Below are 21,485 nucleotides of genomic sequence, written 5' to 3' on the forward strand. Positions count from 1 at the left end.
GCCGCCGCCCTCGCCGTCTACCACGGCATGCGCCTGGTGGCCCACCTACGCGGCACCCCCCCCCCCCCCCCCCCCCCCCCCCCCCCCCCCCCCCGCCCCCCCCCCCCCCCCCGGGGGGGGGGGGGGGGGGGGGCGCCCCCCCCCCCCCGCCGCCTGGGTCGGCCGGGTCGGCGCCGACGAGTTCGGCGAGTACGTGCTGCGGCAGCTGCGCGCCGAGGGCGTCGCCGTCGACGGCGTGACCCGGGACCCGGACCGGCCGACCGGGCTGATGTTCCTGGAGCGGCGCACCGCCGACCTGACCCGGGTGCAGTACCACCGGGCCGGATCGGCCGGCTCCGCCCTCGAGGTCGACGACCTGCGGGCGCCGCTGGCCGCCGGCGCGCGGATGCTGCACCTGAGCGGGATCACCCCGGCGCTCTCCGACACCGCCCGCGCGGCCACCCGGTGGGCGGCCGAGGCCGCCGTCGCCGCGCGCATCCCGGTCTGCCTCGACGTCAACCACCGCGACCGCCTCTGGTCGCGCGACACCGCCCGCGAGGTGCTCACCCCGCTGGCGGGGCACGCCTCGATCGTCGTCGCCTCCGCCGACGAGCTGGACCTCGTCGGCGACCCCGGGGCCGACGAGTCCACCGTCGTGGCGGACCTGCTGCGGCGGGGCGTGGACACGGTCCTGGTCAAGCTGGGCTCCGACGGCGCCCGCGCGCACACCCGCGACGGGGTCCGGCACGCCGAGGCGCTGACCGTGACCGCCGTCGACACCGTCGGCGCCGGGGACGCGTTCACCGCCGGCTACCTGTCCGGCTGGTTCGACGGGCTCGACCTGGCCGGCCGGCTGCGCCGCGCGGCCACCCTCGGCGCCTTCGCGGTCTCCAGCCCCGGCGACTGGGAAGGGCTGCCGCGCCGCGCCGAACTGTCCCTCCTCGACGGCCACGAGGCCGGAGACGTCCTCCGCTAGCCGCCGAGCACCCCGAAGAAGAAAGGCACCCCGTGAAGATCGTCGCCGCTGACGTCATCGTCTCCAGCCCCGACCGCAACTTCGTCACCCTGAAGATCACCACGGAGGACGGCGTCACCGGCCTGGGCGACGGCACCCTCAACGGACGGGAACTCTCGGTCGCCTCGTACCTGCGCGACCACGTCGTGCCGCTGCTGATCGGCCGGGACGCGCACCGCATCGAGGACGCCTGGCAGTTCCTCTACCGCTCGGCGTACTGGCGTCGCGGGCCGGTCACCATGGCCGCCATCGCGGCGGTCGACGTGGCCCTGTGGGACATCAAGGCCAAGGCCGCCGGCATGCCGCTTTACCAGCTGCTGGGCGGGGCGTCGCGCACCGGCATCATGGCCTACGGCCACGCCTCCGGCCGGGACCTGCCGGAGCTGTTCGACTCGATCCGCCGGCACCTCGAACAGGGCTACCGCTCGATCCGGGTGCAGACCTCGGTGCCGGGCATCAACGCCGTCTACGGGGTCGCCACCCAGCCCAGCGCCGACGGCAAGCGCTACGACTACGAGCCGGCGCAGCGCACCCCGCTGCCGGCCGAGGAGGACTGGGATACCCGCTCCTACCTGCGTCACCTGCCCGGCGTGTTCGAGGCGGTCCGCAACGAGTTCGGCCCGGAGCTGCCGCTGCTGCACGACGGCCACCACCGGATGACGCCGATCCAGGCCGCCAAGCTCGGCAAGGCGCTGGAGCCGTACGACCTGTTCTGGCTGGAGGACTGCACCCCGGCGGAGAACCAGGAGGCGCTGCGGCTGGTCCGCCAGCACACCACCACGCCGCTGGCGATCGGCGAGGTCTTCAACACCGTCTGGGACTACCAGACGCTCATCCGCGAGCAGCTCATCGACTACGTGCGCTCCGCCGTCACCCACACCGGCGGCATCACGGCCATGCGCAAGCTGCTCGACTTCGCCGCCCAGTACCAGATCAAGTCTGGCATCCACGGCCCGACCGACATCTCGCCGGTCGGCATGGCCGCCGCCCTGCACCTGGACCTGGCCATCCACAACTTCGGCATCCAGGAGTACATGCAGCACGGGGCGCTCACCAACGAGGTGTTCCGGCAGTCGTTCACCTTCACCGACGGCTACCTGCACCCGGGGGAGCAGCCCGGGCTCGGCGTCGAGCTGGACGAGGAGGCCGCCGCGAAGTTCCCGTACGTGCCGGCGTACCTGCCGTTCAACCGCCTCCAGGACGGCACGGTCCATGACTGGTGAGGGCGCGTCCCCGACGCGGCACGTCGTCGTGATGGGGGTGTCCGGGGCCGGCAAGACCACCGTGGCCGTGGGCGTCGCCGCCGCGACCGGACTGACCTTCGCCGAGGCGGACGAGTTCCACACGCCGGAGCACGTGGCGCAGATGCGCGCCGGCGTGCCGCTGGACGACGCCGCCCGCCTGCCCTGGCTGCGCGAGCTGGCCGGCTGGATGGCCGCCCGCGCCGCCGAGGGCGTGTCGACGGTGCTGGCCTGCTCGGCGCTGCGGCGGTCCTACCGCGACGTGCTGCGCCTGGGGCCGCCCAGCGTCGAGTTCGTCCACCTGGACGGGCCGGCCGAGGTGATCCGGGAGCGGATGGCCCGGCGCGCCGGGCACTACATGCCGGCGAGCCTGCTGGAATCGCAGCTGGCCACCCTGGAACGGCCCCACCCGGACGAGGCGGTGCTGGTGCTCGACGTGTCGCTGACGCCGGAGGAGCTCGTCTCGGCGGCGGTGCGGCGGCTCGGCCTGGCGAGCGGCGTCGCCGCCAACGGCTGAGCGCGTCCCGGTCGCGGTGCCCCGGCGCCGCGACCGGGCAGTCAGTCGGGCAGCGCGTCGAGGTAGACCCAGCGGCCGTCCTCGCGGACGAACCGGCTGCGCTCGGTCTGCGTCCCCGGCTGGCCGCCGGCGCGGTGGTGGGCCCGGAACTCGACGGTGCCGGTGGCGTCGAACAGCCCGCCCCGGTCGGTGTCGACGATCTCCAGGCCCGTCCAGCGCTGGCCGGGGTCGAGGTCGAGCCGGCGCGGCCGGGTCGAGGAGTGCCAACTGCGCAGCAGGTACCCGGTGTCGCCGACGGCGAAGGCGCTGTACCGCGAGCGCATCAGCGCCTCGGCGGTCGCCGCCTGCGCCTCGCCCCGGTGCAGCCGCCCGCAGCATCCGGCGTACGGCTGGCCGGCGCCGCAGGGGCAGGGCCGGTCGGGGCCGTCGGCCGCCCGCCGGCGGGTTCGCTTCGCCACCGGCCCATTCTGGCCGACGACCCGCCGCGACCGGCGCCCGGACCCCGGCGGCCGCCCGGCGCGGGGGCCGGGTCGGGCGATCGACCGATGGACCCGCCGACCCTCGCGCGGGCCGGGCGATCGACCGGGACGGCCCGGCGGGTGGATCCGCCGACCCTCGCCCCGGGCGGCGTGGACCCGGGTCAGCGGGCGCTCGTCCGGGGCGCCCGCCGGGTGCCGAACGACTCCATGGTCGTCGCCTTGCGCGCCGGGGTCTTCGCCGCCGCGCCGGCGCGGGTCGCGGCGGCCTTCGCCGCCTTCTTCGCGGGGGCCTTCTTCGCCGGCGCGGCCGTGGCCGGCGCCTTGCGGGCGCGGGCCGGGGCCGCCGTCGCCGAGGTGTCCTTCTTCCGGGCCACGCGGGCGGTCGTCGTGGTGGGCTTCTCGCCCGGGGACTTGGCCGCGCTCGCCCCGGTGGCCCGCTTCGTGGCCGTCGCCACCTTCTTGGCCGTCGCCGCCCGCTTCATCGGGGCCTTGCGCGCCCCGGTGGCCTTCCTGGCCCGTCCTGCGTCCGCCATCGTCGCTCCTCGGGAATCGGCCCTGGGCGCACGGTCTTCCCCCGGCCCCGGCGGTCAAACGCCGGTGCCGCCGCGGCGCGGGGGCGGGGCCCCGCCCCCGCGCGGCGTCGAAGGCGCCCGGCCACCCGCTGGCCGCGTCACGTCCCGGTCGTCGGCTTGTACGCGCAGACCAGCTCCCAGCCGCCGGGCAGCACCGCCACCCGCTCGAAGCCGACCTCCTTGAGCAGGCCGGTGTAGAACTCGACCTCCCGCAGCCGGCTCACGCAGGTGTCGACCCCAATGAGGAAGTAGCTCCAGAAGAACTGCATCGCCAGCCGGTCCGGCGTGCGGAACTCCTCGCAGATCAGCAGCATCCCGCCCGGCTCCAGGGCCGCGTACGCCTTCTCGACGAGCCGGCGGGCGACCTCGTTCGGCCAGTCGTGCAGCACGCGGACGAACGCCAGCGCGTCGTAGCCCGACGGCAGCGGCTCGGCGAGGAAGTCGCCGCCGACGAACCCCAGCCGGTCGGCGTGCCCCCTGCGGGCCCGGGTGGCCTCCACCAGCGGCGCCACCGCCGGCAGGTTGTACACGTCGGCCCGCAGCCGGGGGGCGTCGTCGAGGACGTGCGCGGCGAGCGTGCCGTCGCCGCCGCCGACGTCCAGCAGGCGCGTGCGGCCCGGCCACAGCCGGTCGGCGTTGCGGTGCACCGCCTCGATCACGGGGCCGAGCCCGACGGCCATGCTGCGCTCGAAGTCGGCGGTCTGCTCGTCGGTCTTCGGCGGCCAGGCGAAGTCGTCGTCGCCCATGCTGACCTCGCCGCGCAGGCTCTCGCCCAGCCGGCCGTGCAGCCGTCGCCAGGGGTAGCGGTCCCGGTCCCGCTCGATGGCGTCCGGGCCCACCACCGCAGCGACGGCGTCGCGCAGCCCGGGCACCGCCCGGTACGCGGCCGTGGCGATGTCGTCGCCCGGCTCGCTGCGGGCGACGAAGCCGAGGCTCTCCAGGCAGTCGAGGAACTTGTAGAGCCGCAGCGGCCGTACGTCGAACCGCTCGGCGAGCTCGCCGAGGCGGACCGGCCCCGGCTCCAGCGCGTCGAGCAGCCCCATGCCGAGCGCGGTCTCCAGCACGTCCATGGCCTTGGGCCCGTTGGCGAGCAGGCTCATCAGCGCCCGCGGTGACAGGGTGACGTTCACCGGTCCAGCTCCTCTTCCAGTGCGTCCATGAACGCGTCGATCTCCTCGAGGGTGTTGTAGACGTGCGGGCCGATCCGCAGGTAGCCCCGCCAGCTGCAGACCATGTCCCGCGCGAGCAGTCGCCGCTTGACCGCCTCGCCGTCGGCGACGTCGAGGCACACCACGCCGCTGCGCCGGTGCGGCTCGACCGGGCTGACCACGCCGATGCCGGCCGCCGCCGCCCGGTCCAGGATCCGGGACGTGCAGGCGAGCGAGTGCCGCCGGATCGCGGCGACGCCCACCCCGGCCAGCAGGTCCAGGCCGACCTGGGAGACCAGCGAGGTGAGGGGGAACGGCGTGCCGCCGGCGAACCGCCGGGCGTCGGCGGCCCAGCCGGTCGACGGCTGGAAGGTCAGCGCCCGGTCGCCGGCCTGCCAGCCGGTGGCGGCCGGTTCGAGCCGGGTCGCCAGGTCCGGGCGGACGTAGAGGAAGGCGGTGGCGACCCCGCACAGCCACTTGTGCGCGCCGCCGAGCACGACGTCGACGCCGAGCGCCGTCACGTCCAGCGGCATGACCCCGACGGTCTGGAAGGCGTCGACGACCACGAGGGCGCCGACGTCGTGGGCCCGGCGTACCAGCCGGGGCAGGTCGATGGTGGCGCCGGAGGAGAAGCTGGCGTGCGGGACGCACACCAGCAGCGTCCGCTCGTCGATGCGCGCGTCGAGGGCGTCCTCGTCGAAGCGGGGACCGCCCGACCCGACGACGTCGAGGCGGGCGCCGTAGCGACGGAACGCGTTGAAGATGAACGGCACGGTCGGGTACTCCAGGTCGGTGGTGACGACCCGGTCGCGCGGCGCGCGGTAGTCGAAGCAGGACGCGACCCGGGCGAGCAGCGTGCTCAGGTTCGCGTCGGTGACCACGCTGCCCGGGGGCGCGCCGATGAGGGCGGCGATCGAGTCGGCGTACCGGTCGAGGCCGACGTGCCAGTCGTGCCAGACGTCGTCGCGCCAGCCGCGCAGCGTCTCCCAGTAGCCGGTGAGCACGTGTTCGGCGCCCCTCGGCACCGCTCCGGTGGAGTTGTTGTTCAGGTATACGCAGGTGTCCAGCAGCGGAAACTCGGCGCGCAGGGCGGCCTGGGCGGCGGCGTCGAGGCACTCGGGCGTGTCGGGGCCGGGTGCCGGGTCGGTCGGGTTCACTCGGGGCTGCCTCCGGTCGGGTCGGTCCGCGACGAGGGGACCGGATCGTGGGTGACGGAGCTGAAGACCGGAATGGACCGGACGGCGGCCAGGTAGGGCGTGCCCTCCGTGTAGCCGGTGCCCGGGCGGGGGCCGAGCATCCGGGTGGCCAGCCGGTGGTGCGTGCGTCGCCACTGCAGCACGGCCGCGGCGAACGTGCGCATCGCCCCTGCCACCAGCTCGGCGTCCGCGCCGGTGAGCAGGCCCTCGCGCACCGCCGCCCGGAACGCCTCGTCGACCGACGGTTGTCCGGCCTGCACCCGGTCGCGCACCTCCGGCACCTGCTGGTAGGCGGGCGACTCCAGCCGCGCCCCCTCCGGCGTGCGGCAGAGCGACTCCATCAGCTTGTACGAGCGGGACTGGATGGCGCTGGCCCCCTCGGTGTACTGCCGGAACGTCCGGAAGGCGGTCGGCTGCATGGTGGCCAGCAGCGAGAACAGCGGCCCGGCGGCGGTGAGCTGCGCGCAGGCGTACGCCAGCCGGTCGGCCGCCGGCCGGGCGTGACCGGCGCGCAGGGCGACGATCGTGGCGCGCAGTTCCTCGACGAGCCCCGCGAAGAGGCACTCGTACGCCTGGAGCACCCGGATGAACAGGTACTCGTCGTGCGACACGTAGACCGGCAGCATGCTCAGCCGCAGGGCCAGCCCGACGGCGGGATCCCCGTCGGCGACGAGGGCCCGCAGCACGGCGGCCGGCTCCCGGTCGTGGACCTCCCCGGCGAGGCCGAGGCGGGCGAGGGCGGGGGCCGCGGCCCGCACGCTGAGCCGGTGGCGCTTGGCCACCACCTCCCGGCTCGGGCGGTCCTCGGGCAGCAGGTGGGTGGCGTCGGACCCGGCGGCCAGCTCGAACGCCAGCGCGTCGGCGACCAGGCGGACGAGGAGCCGGTCGCGGTCGCGACGCGCGCCCTCCGGTTGGCCGGGCCCGTCGTCCTCCCCGCCCGGCCCGTCGTCCGCCCCGCAGGGCAGCCCGAGCAGGCGCAGCGCCAGGTAGCTGCGGTAGTCGTACCGGCCGTCCCACTTGTCGAGCGCGACGTCGAGGAAGTCGCCCAGCAGCCGGGCGGCGGGCGACGGCGGGCCGGCGGCCGGGACGGTCACCCGGGCCCGGGCCGAATCCAGCAGAGCGAGGAGCTCCTTTTCGACGAAGTGTTTGCCGACCCGGTGGAATTCCGCCAGTACGGGGGAGTAGGGAAAATCGTCCGGGTCGGCGGCACCCGACAACCAACTCGTCAGTTCACGCACGAACCGCACCTCGACATTCGGCCCGTGTCAACCGCAGACGGGGAGTTGATTGACGAATTAAGGGGTGGGTGGGGATTGTCAGGACCGGTCGGCATGGGAACGGTCGCTTTCACCCGTGGACGGACTTGACGCGGGCCTGCCACAGTTCGGGGAAGAACCTGTGCCCGATGAGTTTGGCGAGCACCGTCGCCTCCGCGCCGTCGGGCGCGTGGCCGCCGACGCGCAGGGCGGCCTGGTAGTGCCGCACCCGCCACAGCGACACCCGCTCGTCCCACTCCATCATCGCCTCGGCGAGCAGGTGGACGGGGTCCGTCGGGTCCGCCCGGCGCAGCTCCGACAGGGCGGTCCCGCGGGCGGCGAGGTGGTCGCTGAACGCCACGCCGAGCTGCCGGCTCGCCGCCTGGACCCGCCGCCAGCCGGGGGACTCGGCGCCGGAACCCTTGCCCAGCGCCGGTTGCATGGCCTCGAAGGCGGCCGGGGAGAGGTGCCGGAACATCTCCAACTGGTCGGTGACCAGCCGTACCCCCAGCGTCGCCCGGGTCAGCAGCGGCTCGGCCGCCGCCGGCTCGCCGGCGCGGACCCGGGCGATGGCCTCGGTCAGCTCCGCGGCCGCGAGCTTGAGCCACAGCTCGGTGGACTGGTGCACCACCTGGAAGAGCAGCTCGTCGCGGTGGATCATCTCCGCCGGGCTCCGTTGCAGGTCGAGCAGCGCGTCCGTGCGCATGTAGCGCGCGTAGTCCGTGGCGCCGTCGCCAGGAAGAACAGGTGTATGGTCCCGCTTCACGGAATTGTCCCCTTCGGTCAGCGTCGCTGCGTCGGTAACCGGCGGCCCGACAGCGCGTGCGGCGGCCATTATGCAACGACGAAAGGCAATGTGTCACGCCTTCGTTGCGGGCCGTGTCCGACTCCGAAAGGGGAGGTTTCCGCCATTTATTGCGATGTGTAAAGGCGGTGGAATAACACAAAGATCAACAGGCGTCAATAGCGGCGGACAACTGGCACGTCACACCGCCGCGGGCGGCGCGCCGAACCGGCGCGCCGCCCGCGGGTACCGCCTCTCACCAGGGCGACGGTGGCGGCGGCGGCACGACCGGCGGGCGGTCGTCACAGGTGATGGTGTTCGGCAGCTGCCACGGCGCCAGCCAGCCGCCGTCGTTGCCGCCGAGATCGTTCAGGGCGAACTCGGAGCCGGTCGCCGGGAAGTTGAACGACCCGCAGTTGTTGACGCCGACGGCGCCGACGTTGCGGGCGTCGACGTTGCGCAACGACGCCGAGCCCGCCGCGCGGGCGCTCAGCACGGAGGTGCCCGTGCCGTCGACCCGGATGTCCTGGAACCGCACGCCGGTGATCGAGTGCAGGTCCTTCACCGGCCAGTCGCTGACCAGCATGATGGCGTTGTACGTGTTGTCGAGGTAGCTGTCGCCGATCACGTCGACGGTCGCGTCGATGTCCCGGTCGAGCGCGTAGAACCAGATGGCCCCCAGCCCGATCTTCCAGTTCAGCTCGTACGTGCCGGCGCGGGCGGTGGTGTTGCCGGTGATCAGCAGCCGCCCGGTGAAGGGCTCCGCGCCGAAGCGCGACCCGACCTGGATCGCGCTGCCCTCCCGCACCGGGTCGGCGACCAGGTTGTGCGACACGGTGAGGTCGGTGCCGCCGTAGAGGGCGATGCCGTTGGCCAGCACCGGCGACTGCACGGTGTTGTGGTCGAACGTGTTGTGGGCGTTGCCCACCTTCTCGGACCACATCGCGAGCCCGTCGTCGCCGCTGTTGCGCACGAAGGTGTGCGCGACCAGCGAGTCGGTGACGCCGGTGTGGAAGTTGAGCCCGTCGGCGATCTGGTCGACGATCATCGTGTCGGTGACCCGCACGTTGGACATCGGCCCGTCGAACCAGATGCCCACCTTGGTGTGGCGCAGGTGCAGGCCGTCGATGGTGGAGTCGCTCATCGCGCCGCCGATCGCGTTGACCTGGTCGGTGTCGATGCGCTCGCGCACGTCGCCCTCGATGGCGAAGCCGGAGAGGTGCACGTTGCGGCTGCCACCCTCGGCGGCGCTGCGGCCGTAGAAGCCCACGCCGGTGTGCACCGAGCCGTCCGGCGCGGGCGTGGGCAGCGCCACCTCGCGCCCCTTGACGACGGTGTGCCAGCTGCCGGCGCCCTCGATCGTCACGTCGTCGACGATGATGTGCCGGTTCACCTGGTACGTGCCCGGCGGCAGGTAGACCGGCAGGTCCGCCCGCCGCGCGAAGGCGATGGCCCGGTCCAGGGCGGCGGCGGAGTCGCGGCGGCCGGTCGGGTCGGCGCCGAAGGCCAGCACGTTCGCGGCGCGCAGCCGGACGCGCGGCGGGCCGACGAGTTCGGAGTCGAGCAGGTCGATCACCGTCCACGCCGCGTTGCTGCCGGCCGGGGCGGTGAGCCGGATCCGGTCGCCCGCGCGGTACGTCCGGCCGAGCAGCAGCCGCTGCTCGTCGTAGAAGTGGCTGGGGCGGAACGGGGTGGGGATGCTCGGGTACGGCGTGGTGGCCGCCGGCACGCACGAGCACTCGGTGATCCACCAGTCCGGGTGCAGCAGCCCGGCGGTCGGGTCGTTGGAGAACGGGTACTGGTTGTAGAGCCAGGAGTACTGCGACGTGAGGGTCATGGTCCGGATCGGCCGGCGGTTCACCGCGACCTCCAGCGGGGCGGTGATGCCGCCGCCGCCCGGGGCGTCGGGGATGCTGTAGCGCACGGTGATCGCGTTGGCCGCCCGGGGCAGGATGAACTCGACGTACCGGCCGGGGGTCAGCCGGACCGCGCGGCGGCCGGAGGCCTCGGCCGGCAGCGTGTAGGCGGTGCGGTCGGGGCCGATGACCTCGCCGTCCGTGGTCGCGTTCTCCGCCTCCTGCTCGACGAAGCCGACGTCGGCGCCGCGCCCGGCGACCAGCCGCGGATCGAGGCCCGCCCGGGTCACGACGGGCGCCGCCCCGGCGGGGGAGGCGGCGGTGGCCGGGCCGGGCGCGCCAGCCAGGACGCCGAGGGCGGTCGCGAGCGCGAGGGTGGCGGCGATCGCGGCCGAGGGCCGGCGCGACGCTCGCCGCGACGACCACCGGGGCACCGGGATCCTGTTCCGGGACATGGGGACTCTCCTGGGGACGGGGGTTCGACGGCGACGACGGCGGCGGGTCCCGCGACCCGCCCGCGCTCGCCGAGGGGATGGTGCGCGACGCCGGTGGCGCCCCGCGTCGCCGCTACGCGGCGTGGACCTCGAGCGCGGACAGTTGCGCCGCCGGCCAGCCGGTGTTGCCGGTGACGCGGATCCGCACGTGCCGCGCCGGCGTCGCCGCGACGGTGAGCGTCACCTGGTTGCCGGTGGCCGGATCGAAGACCCGGCCGGCCGGCGCGACGAGGGTGCTCCACGCGGCGCCGTCCGGGCTCACCTCGACCGCGACCGTCTGGGTGCGCCGCTGCCAGGCGGCGACGGGCGGGAGCCGCAGCACGATCCTGCCGATCGGGGTGCTCGCGCCGAGGTCGACGGAGATCCACTGCGGGAACGCGTTGCCGGCGCTCTCCCAGTAGCTGTGGGCGTCGCCGTCGACGGCGTTGGCGCAGCCGTAGGTCTGGACGTGGCTGCTCTCCGCGACCGGGCGGCCCCGGGCGAGGTCGGCGTTCGCCGCCGCGTACACCCCGACCCGGGCGAGCTGGGCCGCGGGCCAGGCGGTGTTGCCGGTGACGCTCACCCGGACGTGCCGGGCGGTGCTCGCCGGCACGGTGAGGGTCGCGGTGTTGCCGGTCGCCGGGTCGAACCGGACCCCGGCCGGCCCGGCGAGCGTGCGGAAGGTCGCGCCGTCGGTGCTGCCCTGCACCGTCAGCGTCTGGGTGCGCGCCTCCCAGCCGTTCGGCAGGGCCAGCACGATCCGGTTGACCGCGTGCGCCGCGCCGAGGTCGACCTGCCACCACTGCGGGAAGGCGCCGTTGGTGGACTCCCAGTAGCTGCCGGGGTCGGCGTCGACGGCGTTGCCGGCGCCGAACGGGCCGTTCTGGCTGCTCGCCGAGGCCGGCCGGCCGGCGGCGAGGTCAGCGCCGGGCGCCGGGGGGCCGTCGACGACGGGCGGCGTCGGCCGTACGGGGGTCAGGGCGAGCTGGCCCTTGAACATCCGGCCGCCGTCGGCGGTGATCCGCAGGTAGTAGTCGGCGGAGCAGGCGGTGCCGTCCTCGTCCAGCGCGCGGATGCCCGTCCCCGCCGGGGTGCTCGCCTGCGTCTCGCTGGTCTTGGCGATCTGGTTGCCCTCGTTGAACTCGTCGAACATGGAGACGTAGAGGCCCTGGGCGCCCAGCCGGGTCATGTTGTAGAGGTGCCGCCAGTAGAAGTCGCCGTGGCGGCGGTGCCCGGCCGACAGGTCGCCCGGCATCACGCAGGGCTGGTAGTCGATGCCGTGCGCGGCGCAGTCGGCCAGGTCGGGGACGTTGACGTTGGCGTGGAACCAGTCCAGCCCGTCGAGGGTGCCGGTGCGCCCGACCATCCACGGCGAGAGCATGTGGAACGCGTGGTAGACCTCGGAGAAGCCCGGCCGGGAGTCGTTGACGCCCTGCCGCCAGTAGGTGGGCACGCCGCCGATGACGTAGCAGCCCTGGGCCTTGAACCAGTTGACGACGTCGAGGCAGGCGGCGGGGGCGAAGGGGCGGCCGTCGTCGTTGAAGCCGAAGCCCCAGACGCAGACCACCGGCCGGCCGTTCTGCCGCGCGTACGCCGGGGAGGCGGTGTGCGCGGACATCCGGTTGAGCCAGTCCTCCTTGATCTGCGACTGCATCGCCGTCCAGCCGGTGACGTCGTACATGATGTAGAACTTGCGGCCGTGGCGTTCGGCCGCGCCGCGGACCTTGACCGTCATGGCGTCGCGCGTCGGCCCCTCGTCGCCGAACGGGTTGAACCGTTGCAGGGCGGCGGTGTCGCAGCCGTGCTCCCGCATCCACCGGAAGTGGGTGTCGACGGTCTGCTCGTCGTACGAGGAGAAGAGCCGCGCCGGCTGGCCGTTGCCCAGCGGCGGGTAGGCGGTGGTGTAGCCGCGGGCGTACTCCCGCATGTCGGGCCACGAGACGATGGTGGTGTTGGCCGGGGAAGGCGACTGGAACCGGTCGCGGCTCCAGTGCCACCAGCCGCCGATCGGCGCGCCGTCGCCGGGGCAGCTGAACCAGCCCTGGTAGCCGACGGAGACCTTGCCGACGACGTCGCCCGGCGGGCTGGCCGCGTACGCCGTGCCGCGCAGGGCCGACACCAGGTCGGCCGGGGCGACGGCGGCGAGGGCCGAGCCCGCGGCGAGGGATCCGATGAGTCTCCGGCGTGACACCGCCATGGCCCTGCTCCCTCCGACACGGAAAGGTATCGAGGGTCATCGTGCAGCAGTGGACTTGTCATTGCAAGAGTCGAATCTGAAAGCGAAAGAAATCGACTGCGGATGAAAGTGGGCGGTGGGTCCGTGGCGGGGGCGGGTCGGTGCGCGCCCGCCCCCGCCACGGTGTCATCCCCGCAGCAGCGGCAGCACCCGGCGGCCGAGCAGGTCGACGCCGCCGGCCGGGGTCAACCCGTGCGGGGTGCCGAACTCCACCCGGGTCGCCCCGGCGTCGAACACCGCCGCCGCCTGCGCCGCGACGTGTTCGGGGGTGCCGGAGAAGGCGAACAGGTCGAGCAGGTCCCCGCCGATCAGCGCGCCGGCGACGTCGTGCTCCTGGCGGGCGACGTGCTGCTGGATGCGCGCCAGCAGCTCCGGGTCGATGTCGACGTTCGGGTCGAGGGCAGCGACCACGGCGAGGTACATGGCCACCTCCGTGCGGGCCACCCGACGGGCCAGTGCGCCGTCCTCGTCCACCACGGTCACGGCGCCGAGCACCACGCCGACCGGGTCGCCGGCCCGGCCGGCGGGGGTGGCGTCGTCCAGCCAGGCCCGCATCGTCTTGGCCATCGCCGGGTTGGCCGACCCGCCGACCTTGATCTCCGCGGCGAACGCGGCGGCCGAGCGGGCGGTCTGCTGGCCCCACGTCCCCACCAGGACGGGCACGTCGGCGCGGACCGGGGCGTAGCGCAGGGCCGTGCCGGGCGCCACCGTGAACTCCCGGCCCTGATAGCCCCGGTCGTCGCGGGAGAGCAGCAGCCGGACCACGTCGACGGTCTCGGTGATCCGCCGCAGCGGCCGGGCCTGCGCCACCCCGACCTGGTCGAGCCAGGTGCCCCGGGCCAGCCCGAGGTAGGCCCGCCCGTTCGAGGCCAGGTCCAGGGCCGCGACCTGCCCGGCGATCTCCACCGGATGCATGGTGAACGGGTTCAGGCAGGCCGAACCGAGGCGGATCCGCCGGGTGTGCCGCGCGGCCACCAGCAGCGGGAAGAACGGCGGCTGGTACATCAGGTCACCGAAGACAGACAGCACGTCGAAGCCGTGCCCTTCGGCGAGCTCGGCCAGCGCGGCGTACTCGTCGGCGCTCTTGTCGGACTGCAGTCCGATGCCGACCAGTCGGCGTCCGTCGTCGGTGCTCACGTCAGTTCTCCAGTCGGGATCTGGCGCCGGCCGGTCCGCTCGATGCGCAGGATGACCCGCTCGTCGGGATCGGGGCAGGCCACGTGGCAGTCCCGGGCCAGCCAGTCCTCCGGCGGCAACGGGCGCTGCTTGGCCGGCAGCAGCGGCAGGCACGCGGCGAGGGCGTAGAGGCAGAAGTGCTTGCCCGCCGGGATGCGGAGCCGGTTCGACTCGGTCAGGTCGATGTGGTCCCCCGGCTGGAGGCCGCAGACGGAACGGCCCTCGATCCGCTCCACCACGACCCGCAGGTCGTACAGGTCGGTGACCGGTTCCTCGGCGCTCATCGGAGGGCCTCCGCGTGGTGGTGCACGATCCGCCAGCCCCGCTCGTCGCGGCGCAGCACGTCCGTCACCCGGAAGCAGTCGTCGGGCTGCCCGGCCGCGTACCGGGCGCGCAGGACGTAGCGGACCAGGCCGGTGTCGTCCCACGATTCGACCCGGAACTGCTCGGGGGCGACCGAGGTCGGCGGCGCGGCCGGTCCCCGGTCCGCCGCCCGGCGGTCCCGCAGGTCGTCGAGGGCGGCCAGACCGTCCAGCAGGTCGGGCGCGTCGGACTCCCAGATCGTCAGGTCGGGGTGCAGCCGGGCGTCGAACGCCGCCCGGTCGCCCAACGACCGGTACATGTCGGTGATGGCGGCGGTGAGATCGTCAACGGTCATCGGGGCTCGCTTCCGGTCGGGGCGGACGGGGGTGACGGTGGATCAGGAGAGCTCGGCGAGGCGGGCGCGCAGCGGGTCGAGCCCCATGGGGCCGAGCCGCAGGGCGCGGTGGTGGAACCGCTTGCGGTCGAAGCCCGCCCCCTCGCGCCGCTCGGCCTCCCGGCGGGCCTGCTGCCAGAGCCGCGCCCCGGCCTTGAAGGCCAACGCCTGCGCCGGCCAGCCCAGGTACCGGTCGACCTCGAAGCGCGCGGTCGCCGGGTCCAGCCCGGCGACGCGGATCAGGAAGTCCACGGCCAGCCCGGGGGTCCACCGGCGCGCGTCGGTGAAACCGGTCCCGGCCGGGACCGGCACGTCCAGGTGCAGGCCGAGGTCGATGACCACCCGGGCGGCCCGCCACATCTGCCCGTCGAGCATCCCGAGCCGCTCGGCGGGCCCGGCGTAGAGGCCCAGTTCGTCGGCGAGGCGTTCGGCGTAGTGCGCCCAGCCCTCGGCGTAGCCGTGCACCTGGCACAGCGACCGCTGCCACGGGTGCAGCTCGGCGGTGGTCAGGGTGATCGCGTGCTGGAGGTGGTGCCCGGGCAGCCCCTCGTGGCAGAGCGTCCCGACGTGCCGCCACACCGGCACCGTCGACTCGCCCGGGGGCGTCGACCACCAGATCCCGCCCGGGCGGGTCAACGCGGCGTCGGGCGGGGTGTAGTACATGACGCCGGAGGCGGCGGGGCTGATCCGGCACACCACGTGGCGGGTGGCGGCCGGGATGTCGAAGTGCGTGCCGTCCAGGGCGTCGGTGAGCCGCTCGGTGCGCTCCCGCAGCCACCGCTCCAGGTCGGGCCCGACCGGCACCCGGCCGGCGGGGTCGGCGTCCAGCGCGGCCCGCGCCCGCGCCACGTCGGGGTGGCCCAGCTCGGCGGCGACGGCGCGCTGCTCGGCGGCGGTGCGGGCCAGCTCCTCCCAGCCGTACGCGTACAGCTCGTCCAGGTCGACGGTCGCGCCGAGGAAGCTGCGCGCGGTGACGGCGTACAGGTCGCGGCCGACGCCGTCGGTGTCGGTGGCCCGGGGCGCCAGCTCGGTGCGCAGGAACGCGGCGAAGTCCGCCGTCGCGGCGGCGGCCGAGCGCGCCCCGGCGGCCAGCTCCCCGGCCAGCGTCCCGCCCGGGCCCCCGGCCACCAGCCGGCCGTAGAAGTCGTCGGAGGTGACCCAGGCGGTGCACTGGTCGGCGACGGCCAGCACCTGCCGGCGGGCGACGAGGTGCCCCCGCCCGGCCGAGCGGCGCAGCGTCTCGGCGTACTGGCCGAGGGCCACGGGCACCCGGCGCAGGTGCGCGGCGACGACCGCCCAGTCCCGCGCGGTGTCGCGGGGCAGGTTGTCGAAGACCTGCCGGACCAGGTGCACCGGCGTCGCCAGCGGGGCGAGCAGCCGGGTGGTGAAGCCCGCGTCGTACAGGTCGACCTCGCTGGCCAGCCGGTCGCGCAGCGCGCCGGCCAGCGCCCGCTGCGCCGTGCCGTCGGCGCTGGCGCCGGTCGCCGCCGTGGCGGTGTCGCGGGCCAGCTCCGCGCGGGCGGCGAAGCCGTCGGGGGAGAGGTCCGCGAAGTGCGAGTCGGGGGTACGCCCCGCCGCCTCGGCGGCCTGCGGGTCCAGCTCGGCGAGCGCGTCGAGGTACCGGTCGGCGACCTCGGTGATCGTCGTCATCGGGTGACGCCGAGGCGGCCGTGGTCGTCGCGGTAGGCGACGCCACCCTTGAGCACCGCGTGCAGCGTGCGCAGCGCGGACACCGAGCGGGTGGGATCGTCGCGCAGGACCAGCAGGTCGGCGTGCCTGCCCACCTCCACGCTGCCGAGCGTGTCGGCCTGGCCCAGCCACTGCGCGGGGCGGATGGTGGCGGACTTCAGCGCGTCGGCGACGGGCATCCCGGCGTCCACCATGAACTCCAGCTCCCGCACGGTCGCGGTCGTCTCGTCGTAGCCGGCGTGCGGCGGCATGTCGCTGCCCAGCGCGATCGGCACCCCGTTGCGGATGGCGTGCTGGAGGCTCTCCCAGTGCCGCGGCCCGGCCGACAGGGCGCGGTCCATCAGCCAGCCCGGCACGCCGGCGTCGCGGAAGAACTGCTCGCAGCGGCTGACCACGATGGTCGGGACGTACCAGACGCCCCGGTCGGCCATCAGCCGGGTCACCTCGTCGGTCAGCTCGTAGCCGTGCTCGACGCAGTCCAGCCCGAGTTCCACGGCGCGGCGCACCGACTCGGCCGGGCCGGCGTGCGCGGTCACCTTGCGGCCCCAGTCGTGCGCCACCCGGATCACCGCCGCCAGCTCGTCGTCGAGCAGCTGGGGGGTGTCGATCGACTCGAACTCGCCGGCGATGCCGCCGGAGATGCACACCTTGATCAGGTCGGCGCCGGCCCGGATCTGCTGCCGGGTCAGCCGGCGGAACCCGTCCGCCCCGTCGGCCTCCAGGGCGTCGGCCTCCCAGCCGTGCCCGCCGGTGCAGCAGAGGGCGTGCCCGGCGGTGAAGATCCGCGGGCCGTCCACCGCGCCGCGCTCGATCCCCTTGCGCAGGGCGAAGTCCGCGTACCGGCTCTCGCCGACGAGCCGGGCGGTGGTGACCCCGGAGTGCAGGGTCCGCCGCGCCGAGTCGGCCATCAGCAGCACCAGCTCGGCGAGGTTCGACCGGTGCACCTCGTCGCCGAAGTGGCCGGGCAGGCCGAGCGAGAGGTGGACGTGCATGTTGGTCAGGCCGGGCATGACGTGGTCGCCGTGCAGGTCGACCACCCGGGCGCCGCCGGCCTCGGCGAGGACGTCGTCGACCGGGCCGACCGCGCGGATCGTGCCGTCGGCGCCGATCCAGACGCCGCTGTCGCGCTGGACGTCGTCCCGCACGCCGTCGTAGAGCGCGAGGTTGACCAGGACCTGTTCGGTGGGGATGTGCATGCGGAGTCCTCTACGCGGCGGGCACGGTGGACGGCGCCACCGTGGGGTCGTTGAGCCAGCAGGCGGCGCTGCGGCCACCGAGGTCGAGCGTGGGCGGGTGTTCGCCGCACGGCGCGAAGGCGTGCGGGCAACGCGGCCGGAACCGGCACCCCGTGGGCGCGTGCGCCGGGTCGGGCACCTCCCCGGCGAGCGTCCTGGGCAGCTGCGGGTGCGGCCCGATCTGCGGCACCGCGTCGATCAACGCCCGGCTGTACGGGTGCCGGGGCGAGCGCCACAGCTGCCGGGTGGGCGCGGTCTCGACGATCCGGCCCAGGTACATCACCGCCGTGACGTCGGCGATCTCGTGCACCAGGGAGAGGTCGTGCGAGATGAACAGCATGCCCATGTCCAGGTCCCGGACCAGCCCGACGAGCAGGTTGACCACCTGCGCCTGGGACGAGGCGTCCAGCGCGGTGACCGGCTCGTCCGCGATGATCATCCGGGGTTCCGGCGCGAGCGCCCGCGCGATCGCGAGCCGCTGCCGCTGGCCGCCGGAGAACTGGTGCGGGTACCGCTCCGCCGCCCCGGCCGGCATGCCGACCCGGTCCAGCAGGTCGGCGACCCGCGCCCGGCGGGCGGCGCCGCTCACCGTGTCGGGCACCCCGTCGAGGAGCTGGGCGCCGATGGTGCGCCGGGGGTTCAGCGACGCGTACGGATTCTGGAAGACCATCTGGAGCCCGACCTGCGGCGTCGGCCGGCGCCGCCAGCCGAGCGGGGTGACCGGCCGGCCGGCGAACCGGATCGTCCCGGCGCTCGGCGCGGCCAGCCCGACCGCCACCCGGGCCAGCGACGACTTGCCGCAGCCGGACTCGCCGACCAGGCCGACGATCTGGCCGGGCGCCACCTCCAGGCTCACCCCGGCCACGGCCCGGACCGGCCCTCGGCCACGCGCCTTGTACTCCACCTCGACGTCGCTGATCTCGAGCAGGTTGCCCGATCCGACCGGCTCGCTCATGCCGCCACCTCCAGGTGCGGACGGACCACGCAGGCCACCGACCGGTCGGCGCCGGCGGGGGACAGCGGGGGAGGCGCGGTGCCGCAGGACGGCTCGGCGTACCCGCACCGGGGTTGGAAGGGACATCCGGGCGGGGCCTGCCCCGGCGCCGGCGGCCCGCCCGGGATGGGACGCAGCGTGCCGACGGACTGGGTGCCGTGCGGGCGGGCGCCCAGCAGCGCGGCCGTGTACGGGTGGCGCGGCGCGGTGAGCAGCGCCCCGGTGGGCCCGGTCTCCACCACCCGCCCGGCGTAGAAGACGTACCCGCGGGTGGTGAGCGCGCTGAGCACCCCGAGGTCGTGGGTGATGAAGGCGACGGCCAGCCCGGTCTCGGCGCGCAGCTGGTCCAGCAGCGCCAGGATGCCGGCCTGCACCGTCACGTCGAGCGCGGTGGTCGGCTCGTCGGCGATCAGCAGCCGGGGACGGGCGGCGAGGGCGATCGCGATGGCCGCCCGCTGCCGCATGCCGCCGGAGAACTGGTGCGGGTACGCCCGCACCGCCCGCTGCGGGTCGGGGATGCGGACCTGGTCGAGCAGTTCCACCGCCCGTCGGTCGGCCGCCCGTCGGTCCAGGCCCAGGTGGACCTGCATGTGTTCGGTCAGTTGCCGGCCGACGGTGAGCATCGGGTGCAGCGCCGCGGTGGGGTCCTGGAAGACCATCGCGATCCCGGCGCCGCGCACCTTCTGCCAGCGCTTGGCGTCCAGGCCCAGCAGCTCGGTCCCGGCGAACCGGGCCGACCCGGTGACCTTGGCGCCGTTCGGCAGCAGCCCGAGCAGGGTCTGCGCGGTGAGGCTCTTGCCGCAGCCGCTCTCCCCGGCGATGCCGACCATCTCGCCCTCGTCGACGGTGAACGACACGTCGTGCAGGATCGGCAGCGGCCCCGTGGGGCCGGGCAGGGTGACGGCCAGGGAGTCGACCTCGAGCAGGGGTGGCATTTTCTCAACGTCCCTTCGCGTAGCGGGGGTCGATCCGGTCGCGCAGCGCGTCGCCGAGCACGTTGAAGGCCATCACCACGGTGAGGATGGCCAGACCGGGGAACACGCTGACCCACCACATGGAGAGGTCCTGCGACCCGAGCGCCACCATCGAGCCCCACTCGGCGGCCGGCGGCCGGGGGCCGAGGCCGAGGAAGGACAGCGCGGAGAGCAGCAGCACGGCGTTGCCGAGCTCCAGGGTGGCCAGCACGATCGCCGGCCCCACGCTGTTGGGCAGGACGTCGCGGCGCAGCGCGCGGATCGGCCCGATGCCGAGCAGCCGGGCGGCGCTGAGGTAGTCCTCGCCGCGCATGGTCAGCACGGCGCTGCGGATGACCCGGGCGTAGACGGGCCAGGAGACGATGACCAGCGCGAGGACGGCGTTGCGGGTGCTGGGCCCGAACGCGGCGGTGACGGCCATCGCCAGGATGATCTGCGGGAACGCGAAGACCAGGTCGGTCAGGCGCATCAGCGCCTCGTCGACGAACCGGCCCACGTAGCCGGCGACCAGGCCGAGCAGCCCGCCGATGAGCAGGGCGAGCGAGACGATGGCGAGCGCGAGGGGGATCGACAGGCGGGAGCCGTGGATCACTCGGCTGAACACGTCCCGGCCGAGCGAGTCGGTGCCGAACCAGTGCGTGCCGGACGGCGGTGCGTAGGCGTCGGGGCTCTGCGCCAACGGGTCGTACGGCGCGAAAAGCGGGGCGAACAGCGCCACCAGCAGCCACCCGCCGAGGATGACCAGGGCCGCCACGGCGATCGGCTGCCGCCAGATCGGCCGCCCGGTCGAGCGACCGCGCAGCCGGCCCGGCCACCGACGCCGGGCCAGCGCGCCGGTCGCCTTCGGGTCGGGCGCCACGGGATCGGGTGCGAGTGTGGTCATGACAGCCGGATCCTCGGGTCGATGAGTCCGTACAGCAGGTCGACGGTGAGGTTGACCAGCGTGTAGACCAACGCCACGAAGAGGCTGACGCCGAGGATCGCGGGCAGGTCCAGCGCCGTCGCGCTGCGGTACGCGTACTGGCCGAGGCCCGGCCAGCCGAAGATGTTCTCCACCAGCACCGTGCCGGAGAGCAGCGAGGCGAAGGCGAGCCCGGAGACCGTGATCACCGGGACCAGGCCGGCCCGCAGCAGGTGCCGGCGGAACACCACCCGGGCGGGCAGGCCCTTGGCGTACGCGGCCCGGATGTAGTCCTGCTGGAGCACCTCCAGCATGGACGAGCGGACGAACCGGACCAGCATCGCCACGGTCAGGCTGGTCAGCACGAGCACCGGCAGGATCAGGTGCTGGGCGGCGTCCCAGGCCACGTCCCACTGCCCGGCGAGGGCGGCGTCGACCGTGTACATGCCGGTCACCGTCGGCGGCGGGCTGAAGTCGGTCGAGAGCCGCCCGCCGCTGGGCGCCAGGCCGAGCTGGTAGAAGAAGACGTAGAGCACGACGAGCGACAGCCAGAACGGCGGGGTGGACAGGCCGAGCAGCGCGCCCACGCGGATCAGCTGGTCGGTGATCCGGCCGTTGCGCACGGCGGCGAGCATGCCGATCCCGGTGCCGATGAGCAGCGCCAGCACCATGGTGGGGATGGCCAGCTCCATGGTCGCCGGCACGTACTGCAACAGGTCGTCGGCCACGGTCCGGCCGGTCTGCTGGGAGATGCCGAGGTCGCCCTGGAACAGGTTGCCCAGGTACTGCAGGTACTGCACGTACAACGGCTGGTCCAGGCCCCACTTCTCGCGGAACGCGGCCACCGTCGCGGGGTCGTTGAGCGCCTGGTCGGAGAGGTTGGCCGTGACCGGGTCGCCGGGCACCACGGTGACCAGGCCGAACGTCACGATGGTGACGCCCAGCAGCAGCCCGGCGGTGATGGCCACGCGCTTGAGCAGGAAGAACAGCAGCGCCCGGTGCGGCCGGGGCCGGGACACGGTCGTGGTGACCGTGCCCGGCCCGGCGTCGTCGACTGTCGTCGTCAT

20 protein-coding genes are annotated in these 21,485 nt (G+C 74.5%); 3 read left to right on the plus strand and 17 right to left on the minus strand.

Annotation, left to right across the window (positions count from 1 at the left end):
• From AB0G08_RS17515 to AB0G08_RS17525, 3 genes are all read left to right on the plus strand, one after another.
• On the plus strand, nucleotides 1-955 hold a 955-nt coding region (locus tag AB0G08_RS17515), incomplete at its 5' end, for a sugar kinase (protein WP_358088637.1).
• A complete protein-coding gene (manD, locus tag AB0G08_RS17520; RefSeq protein ID WP_358088850.1) occupies nucleotides 883-2,217 on the plus strand; it encodes a D-mannonate dehydratase ManD in 1,335 nt (444 codons plus the stop codon). The genes AB0G08_RS17515 and manD, both read left to right, overlap by 73 nt.
• Nucleotides 2,207-2,752, plus strand: coding sequence for a gluconokinase (locus AB0G08_RS17525; protein WP_358088639.1), 546 nt, complete (start codon nucleotides 2,207-2,209; stop codon nucleotides 2,750-2,752). Before manD ends, AB0G08_RS17525 begins: the two co-directional genes overlap by 11 nt.
• A gap of 41 nt (nucleotides 2,753-2,793) precedes the next feature.
• Here the strand turns inward: AB0G08_RS17525 and AB0G08_RS17530 are convergent, their stop codons facing one another.
• The 17 genes from AB0G08_RS17530 to AB0G08_RS17610 all read right to left on the minus strand — a co-directional run bounded on the left by AB0G08_RS17530 (nucleotide 2,794) and on the right by AB0G08_RS17610 (nucleotide 21,485).
• Nucleotides 2,794-3,210 carry a YchJ family protein gene (locus AB0G08_RS17530; RefSeq protein WP_358088641.1) on the minus strand — a complete coding sequence of 139 codons (417 nt, stop codon included), beginning with the start codon at nucleotides 3,208-3,210 and terminating at the stop codon, nucleotides 2,794-2,796.
• 182 nt (nucleotides 3,211-3,392) lie between these two features.
• On the minus strand, nucleotides 3,393-3,764 hold the full coding sequence (locus AB0G08_RS17535) for a hypothetical protein (protein ID WP_358088643.1): 372 nt from the start codon (nucleotides 3,762-3,764) through the stop codon (nucleotides 3,393-3,395).
• 137 nt (nucleotides 3,765-3,901) lie between these two features.
• Nucleotides 3,902-4,933: a methyltransferase gene (locus AB0G08_RS17540; protein WP_358088646.1), complete on the minus strand. Its 1,032-nt coding sequence runs from the start codon at nucleotides 4,931-4,933 to the stop codon at nucleotides 3,902-3,904.
• Entirely contained in the window at nucleotides 4,930-6,108 is a 1,179-nt protein-coding gene (locus AB0G08_RS17545; RefSeq protein WP_358088649.1) for an aminotransferase class V-fold PLP-dependent enzyme, read from the minus strand. Before AB0G08_RS17545 ends, AB0G08_RS17540 begins: the two co-directional genes overlap by 4 nt.
• Nucleotides 6,105-7,394 carry a tryptophan 2,3-dioxygenase family protein gene (locus tag AB0G08_RS17550; RefSeq protein WP_358088653.1) on the minus strand — a complete coding sequence of 430 codons (1,290 nt, stop codon included), beginning with the start codon at nucleotides 7,392-7,394 and terminating at the stop codon, nucleotides 6,105-6,107. The genes AB0G08_RS17545 and AB0G08_RS17550 overlap by 4 nt, the downstream gene beginning before the upstream one ends.
• Before the next feature lie 100 nt (nucleotides 7,395-7,494).
• Nucleotides 7,495-8,169, minus strand: coding sequence for a tryptophan 2,3-dioxygenase family protein (locus AB0G08_RS17555; RefSeq protein ID WP_358088655.1), 675 nt, complete (start codon nucleotides 8,167-8,169; stop codon nucleotides 7,495-7,497).
• A gap of 274 nt (nucleotides 8,170-8,443) precedes the next feature.
• On the minus strand, nucleotides 8,444-10,498 hold the full coding sequence (locus AB0G08_RS17560) for a glycosyl hydrolase family 28-related protein (RefSeq protein WP_358088657.1): 2,055 nt from the start codon (nucleotides 10,496-10,498) through the stop codon (nucleotides 8,444-8,446).
• 112 nt (nucleotides 10,499-10,610) lie between these two features.
• Nucleotides 10,611-12,713 (minus strand): discoidin domain-containing protein, encoded by a 2,103-nt coding sequence (locus tag AB0G08_RS17565; RefSeq protein ID WP_358088660.1) that lies wholly within the window; start codon nucleotides 12,711-12,713, stop codon nucleotides 10,611-10,613.
• Between the two features lie 165 nt (nucleotides 12,714-12,878).
• Nucleotides 12,879-13,889: an LLM class flavin-dependent oxidoreductase gene (locus AB0G08_RS17570; RefSeq protein ID WP_358088663.1), complete on the minus strand. Its 1,011-nt coding sequence runs from the start codon at nucleotides 13,887-13,889 to the stop codon at nucleotides 12,879-12,881.
• Nucleotides 13,886-14,212: a TIGR04076 family protein gene (locus tag AB0G08_RS17575; RefSeq protein ID WP_358088666.1), complete on the minus strand. Its 327-nt coding sequence runs from the start codon at nucleotides 14,210-14,212 to the stop codon at nucleotides 13,886-13,888. Before AB0G08_RS17575 ends, AB0G08_RS17570 begins: the two co-directional genes overlap by 4 nt.
• Entirely contained in the window at nucleotides 14,209-14,586 is a 378-nt protein-coding gene (locus tag AB0G08_RS17580; protein ID WP_358088669.1) for a nuclear transport factor 2 family protein, read from the minus strand. The genes AB0G08_RS17575 and AB0G08_RS17580 overlap by 4 nt, the downstream gene beginning before the upstream one ends.
• A 42-nt stretch (nucleotides 14,587-14,628) precedes the next feature.
• Complete coding sequence (locus AB0G08_RS17585) at nucleotides 14,629-16,275, minus strand: DUF885 domain-containing protein (protein WP_358088672.1); 1,647 nt, start codon at nucleotides 16,273-16,275, stop codon at nucleotides 14,629-14,631.
• Complete coding sequence (locus AB0G08_RS17590) at nucleotides 16,272-17,510, minus strand: amidohydrolase family protein (protein WP_358088675.1); 1,239 nt, start codon at nucleotides 17,508-17,510, stop codon at nucleotides 16,272-16,274. Before AB0G08_RS17590 ends, AB0G08_RS17585 begins: the two co-directional genes overlap by 4 nt.
• Before the next feature lie 10 nt (nucleotides 17,511-17,520).
• Nucleotides 17,521-18,504 carry an ABC transporter ATP-binding protein gene (locus tag AB0G08_RS17595; protein WP_358088678.1) on the minus strand — a complete coding sequence of 328 codons (984 nt, stop codon included), beginning with the start codon at nucleotides 18,502-18,504 and terminating at the stop codon, nucleotides 17,521-17,523.
• Nucleotides 18,501-19,478 (minus strand): ABC transporter ATP-binding protein, encoded by a 978-nt coding sequence (locus AB0G08_RS17600; RefSeq protein WP_358088681.1) that lies wholly within the window; start codon nucleotides 19,476-19,478, stop codon nucleotides 18,501-18,503. Before AB0G08_RS17600 ends, AB0G08_RS17595 begins: the two co-directional genes overlap by 4 nt.
• A 4-nt stretch (nucleotides 19,479-19,482) precedes the next feature.
• Entirely contained in the window at nucleotides 19,483-20,400 is a 918-nt protein-coding gene (locus AB0G08_RS17605) for an ABC transporter permease (RefSeq protein WP_358088684.1), read from the minus strand.
• On the minus strand, nucleotides 20,397-21,485 hold the full coding sequence (locus AB0G08_RS17610; protein WP_357879426.1) for an ABC transporter permease: 1,089 nt from the start codon (nucleotides 21,483-21,485) through the stop codon (nucleotides 20,397-20,399). The genes AB0G08_RS17605 and AB0G08_RS17610 overlap by 4 nt, the downstream gene beginning before the upstream one ends.

This window comes from Micromonospora sp. NPDC023644, from assembly GCF_040640115.1.
GTDB lineage: Bacteria > Actinomycetota > Actinomycetes > Mycobacteriales > Micromonosporaceae > Micromonospora.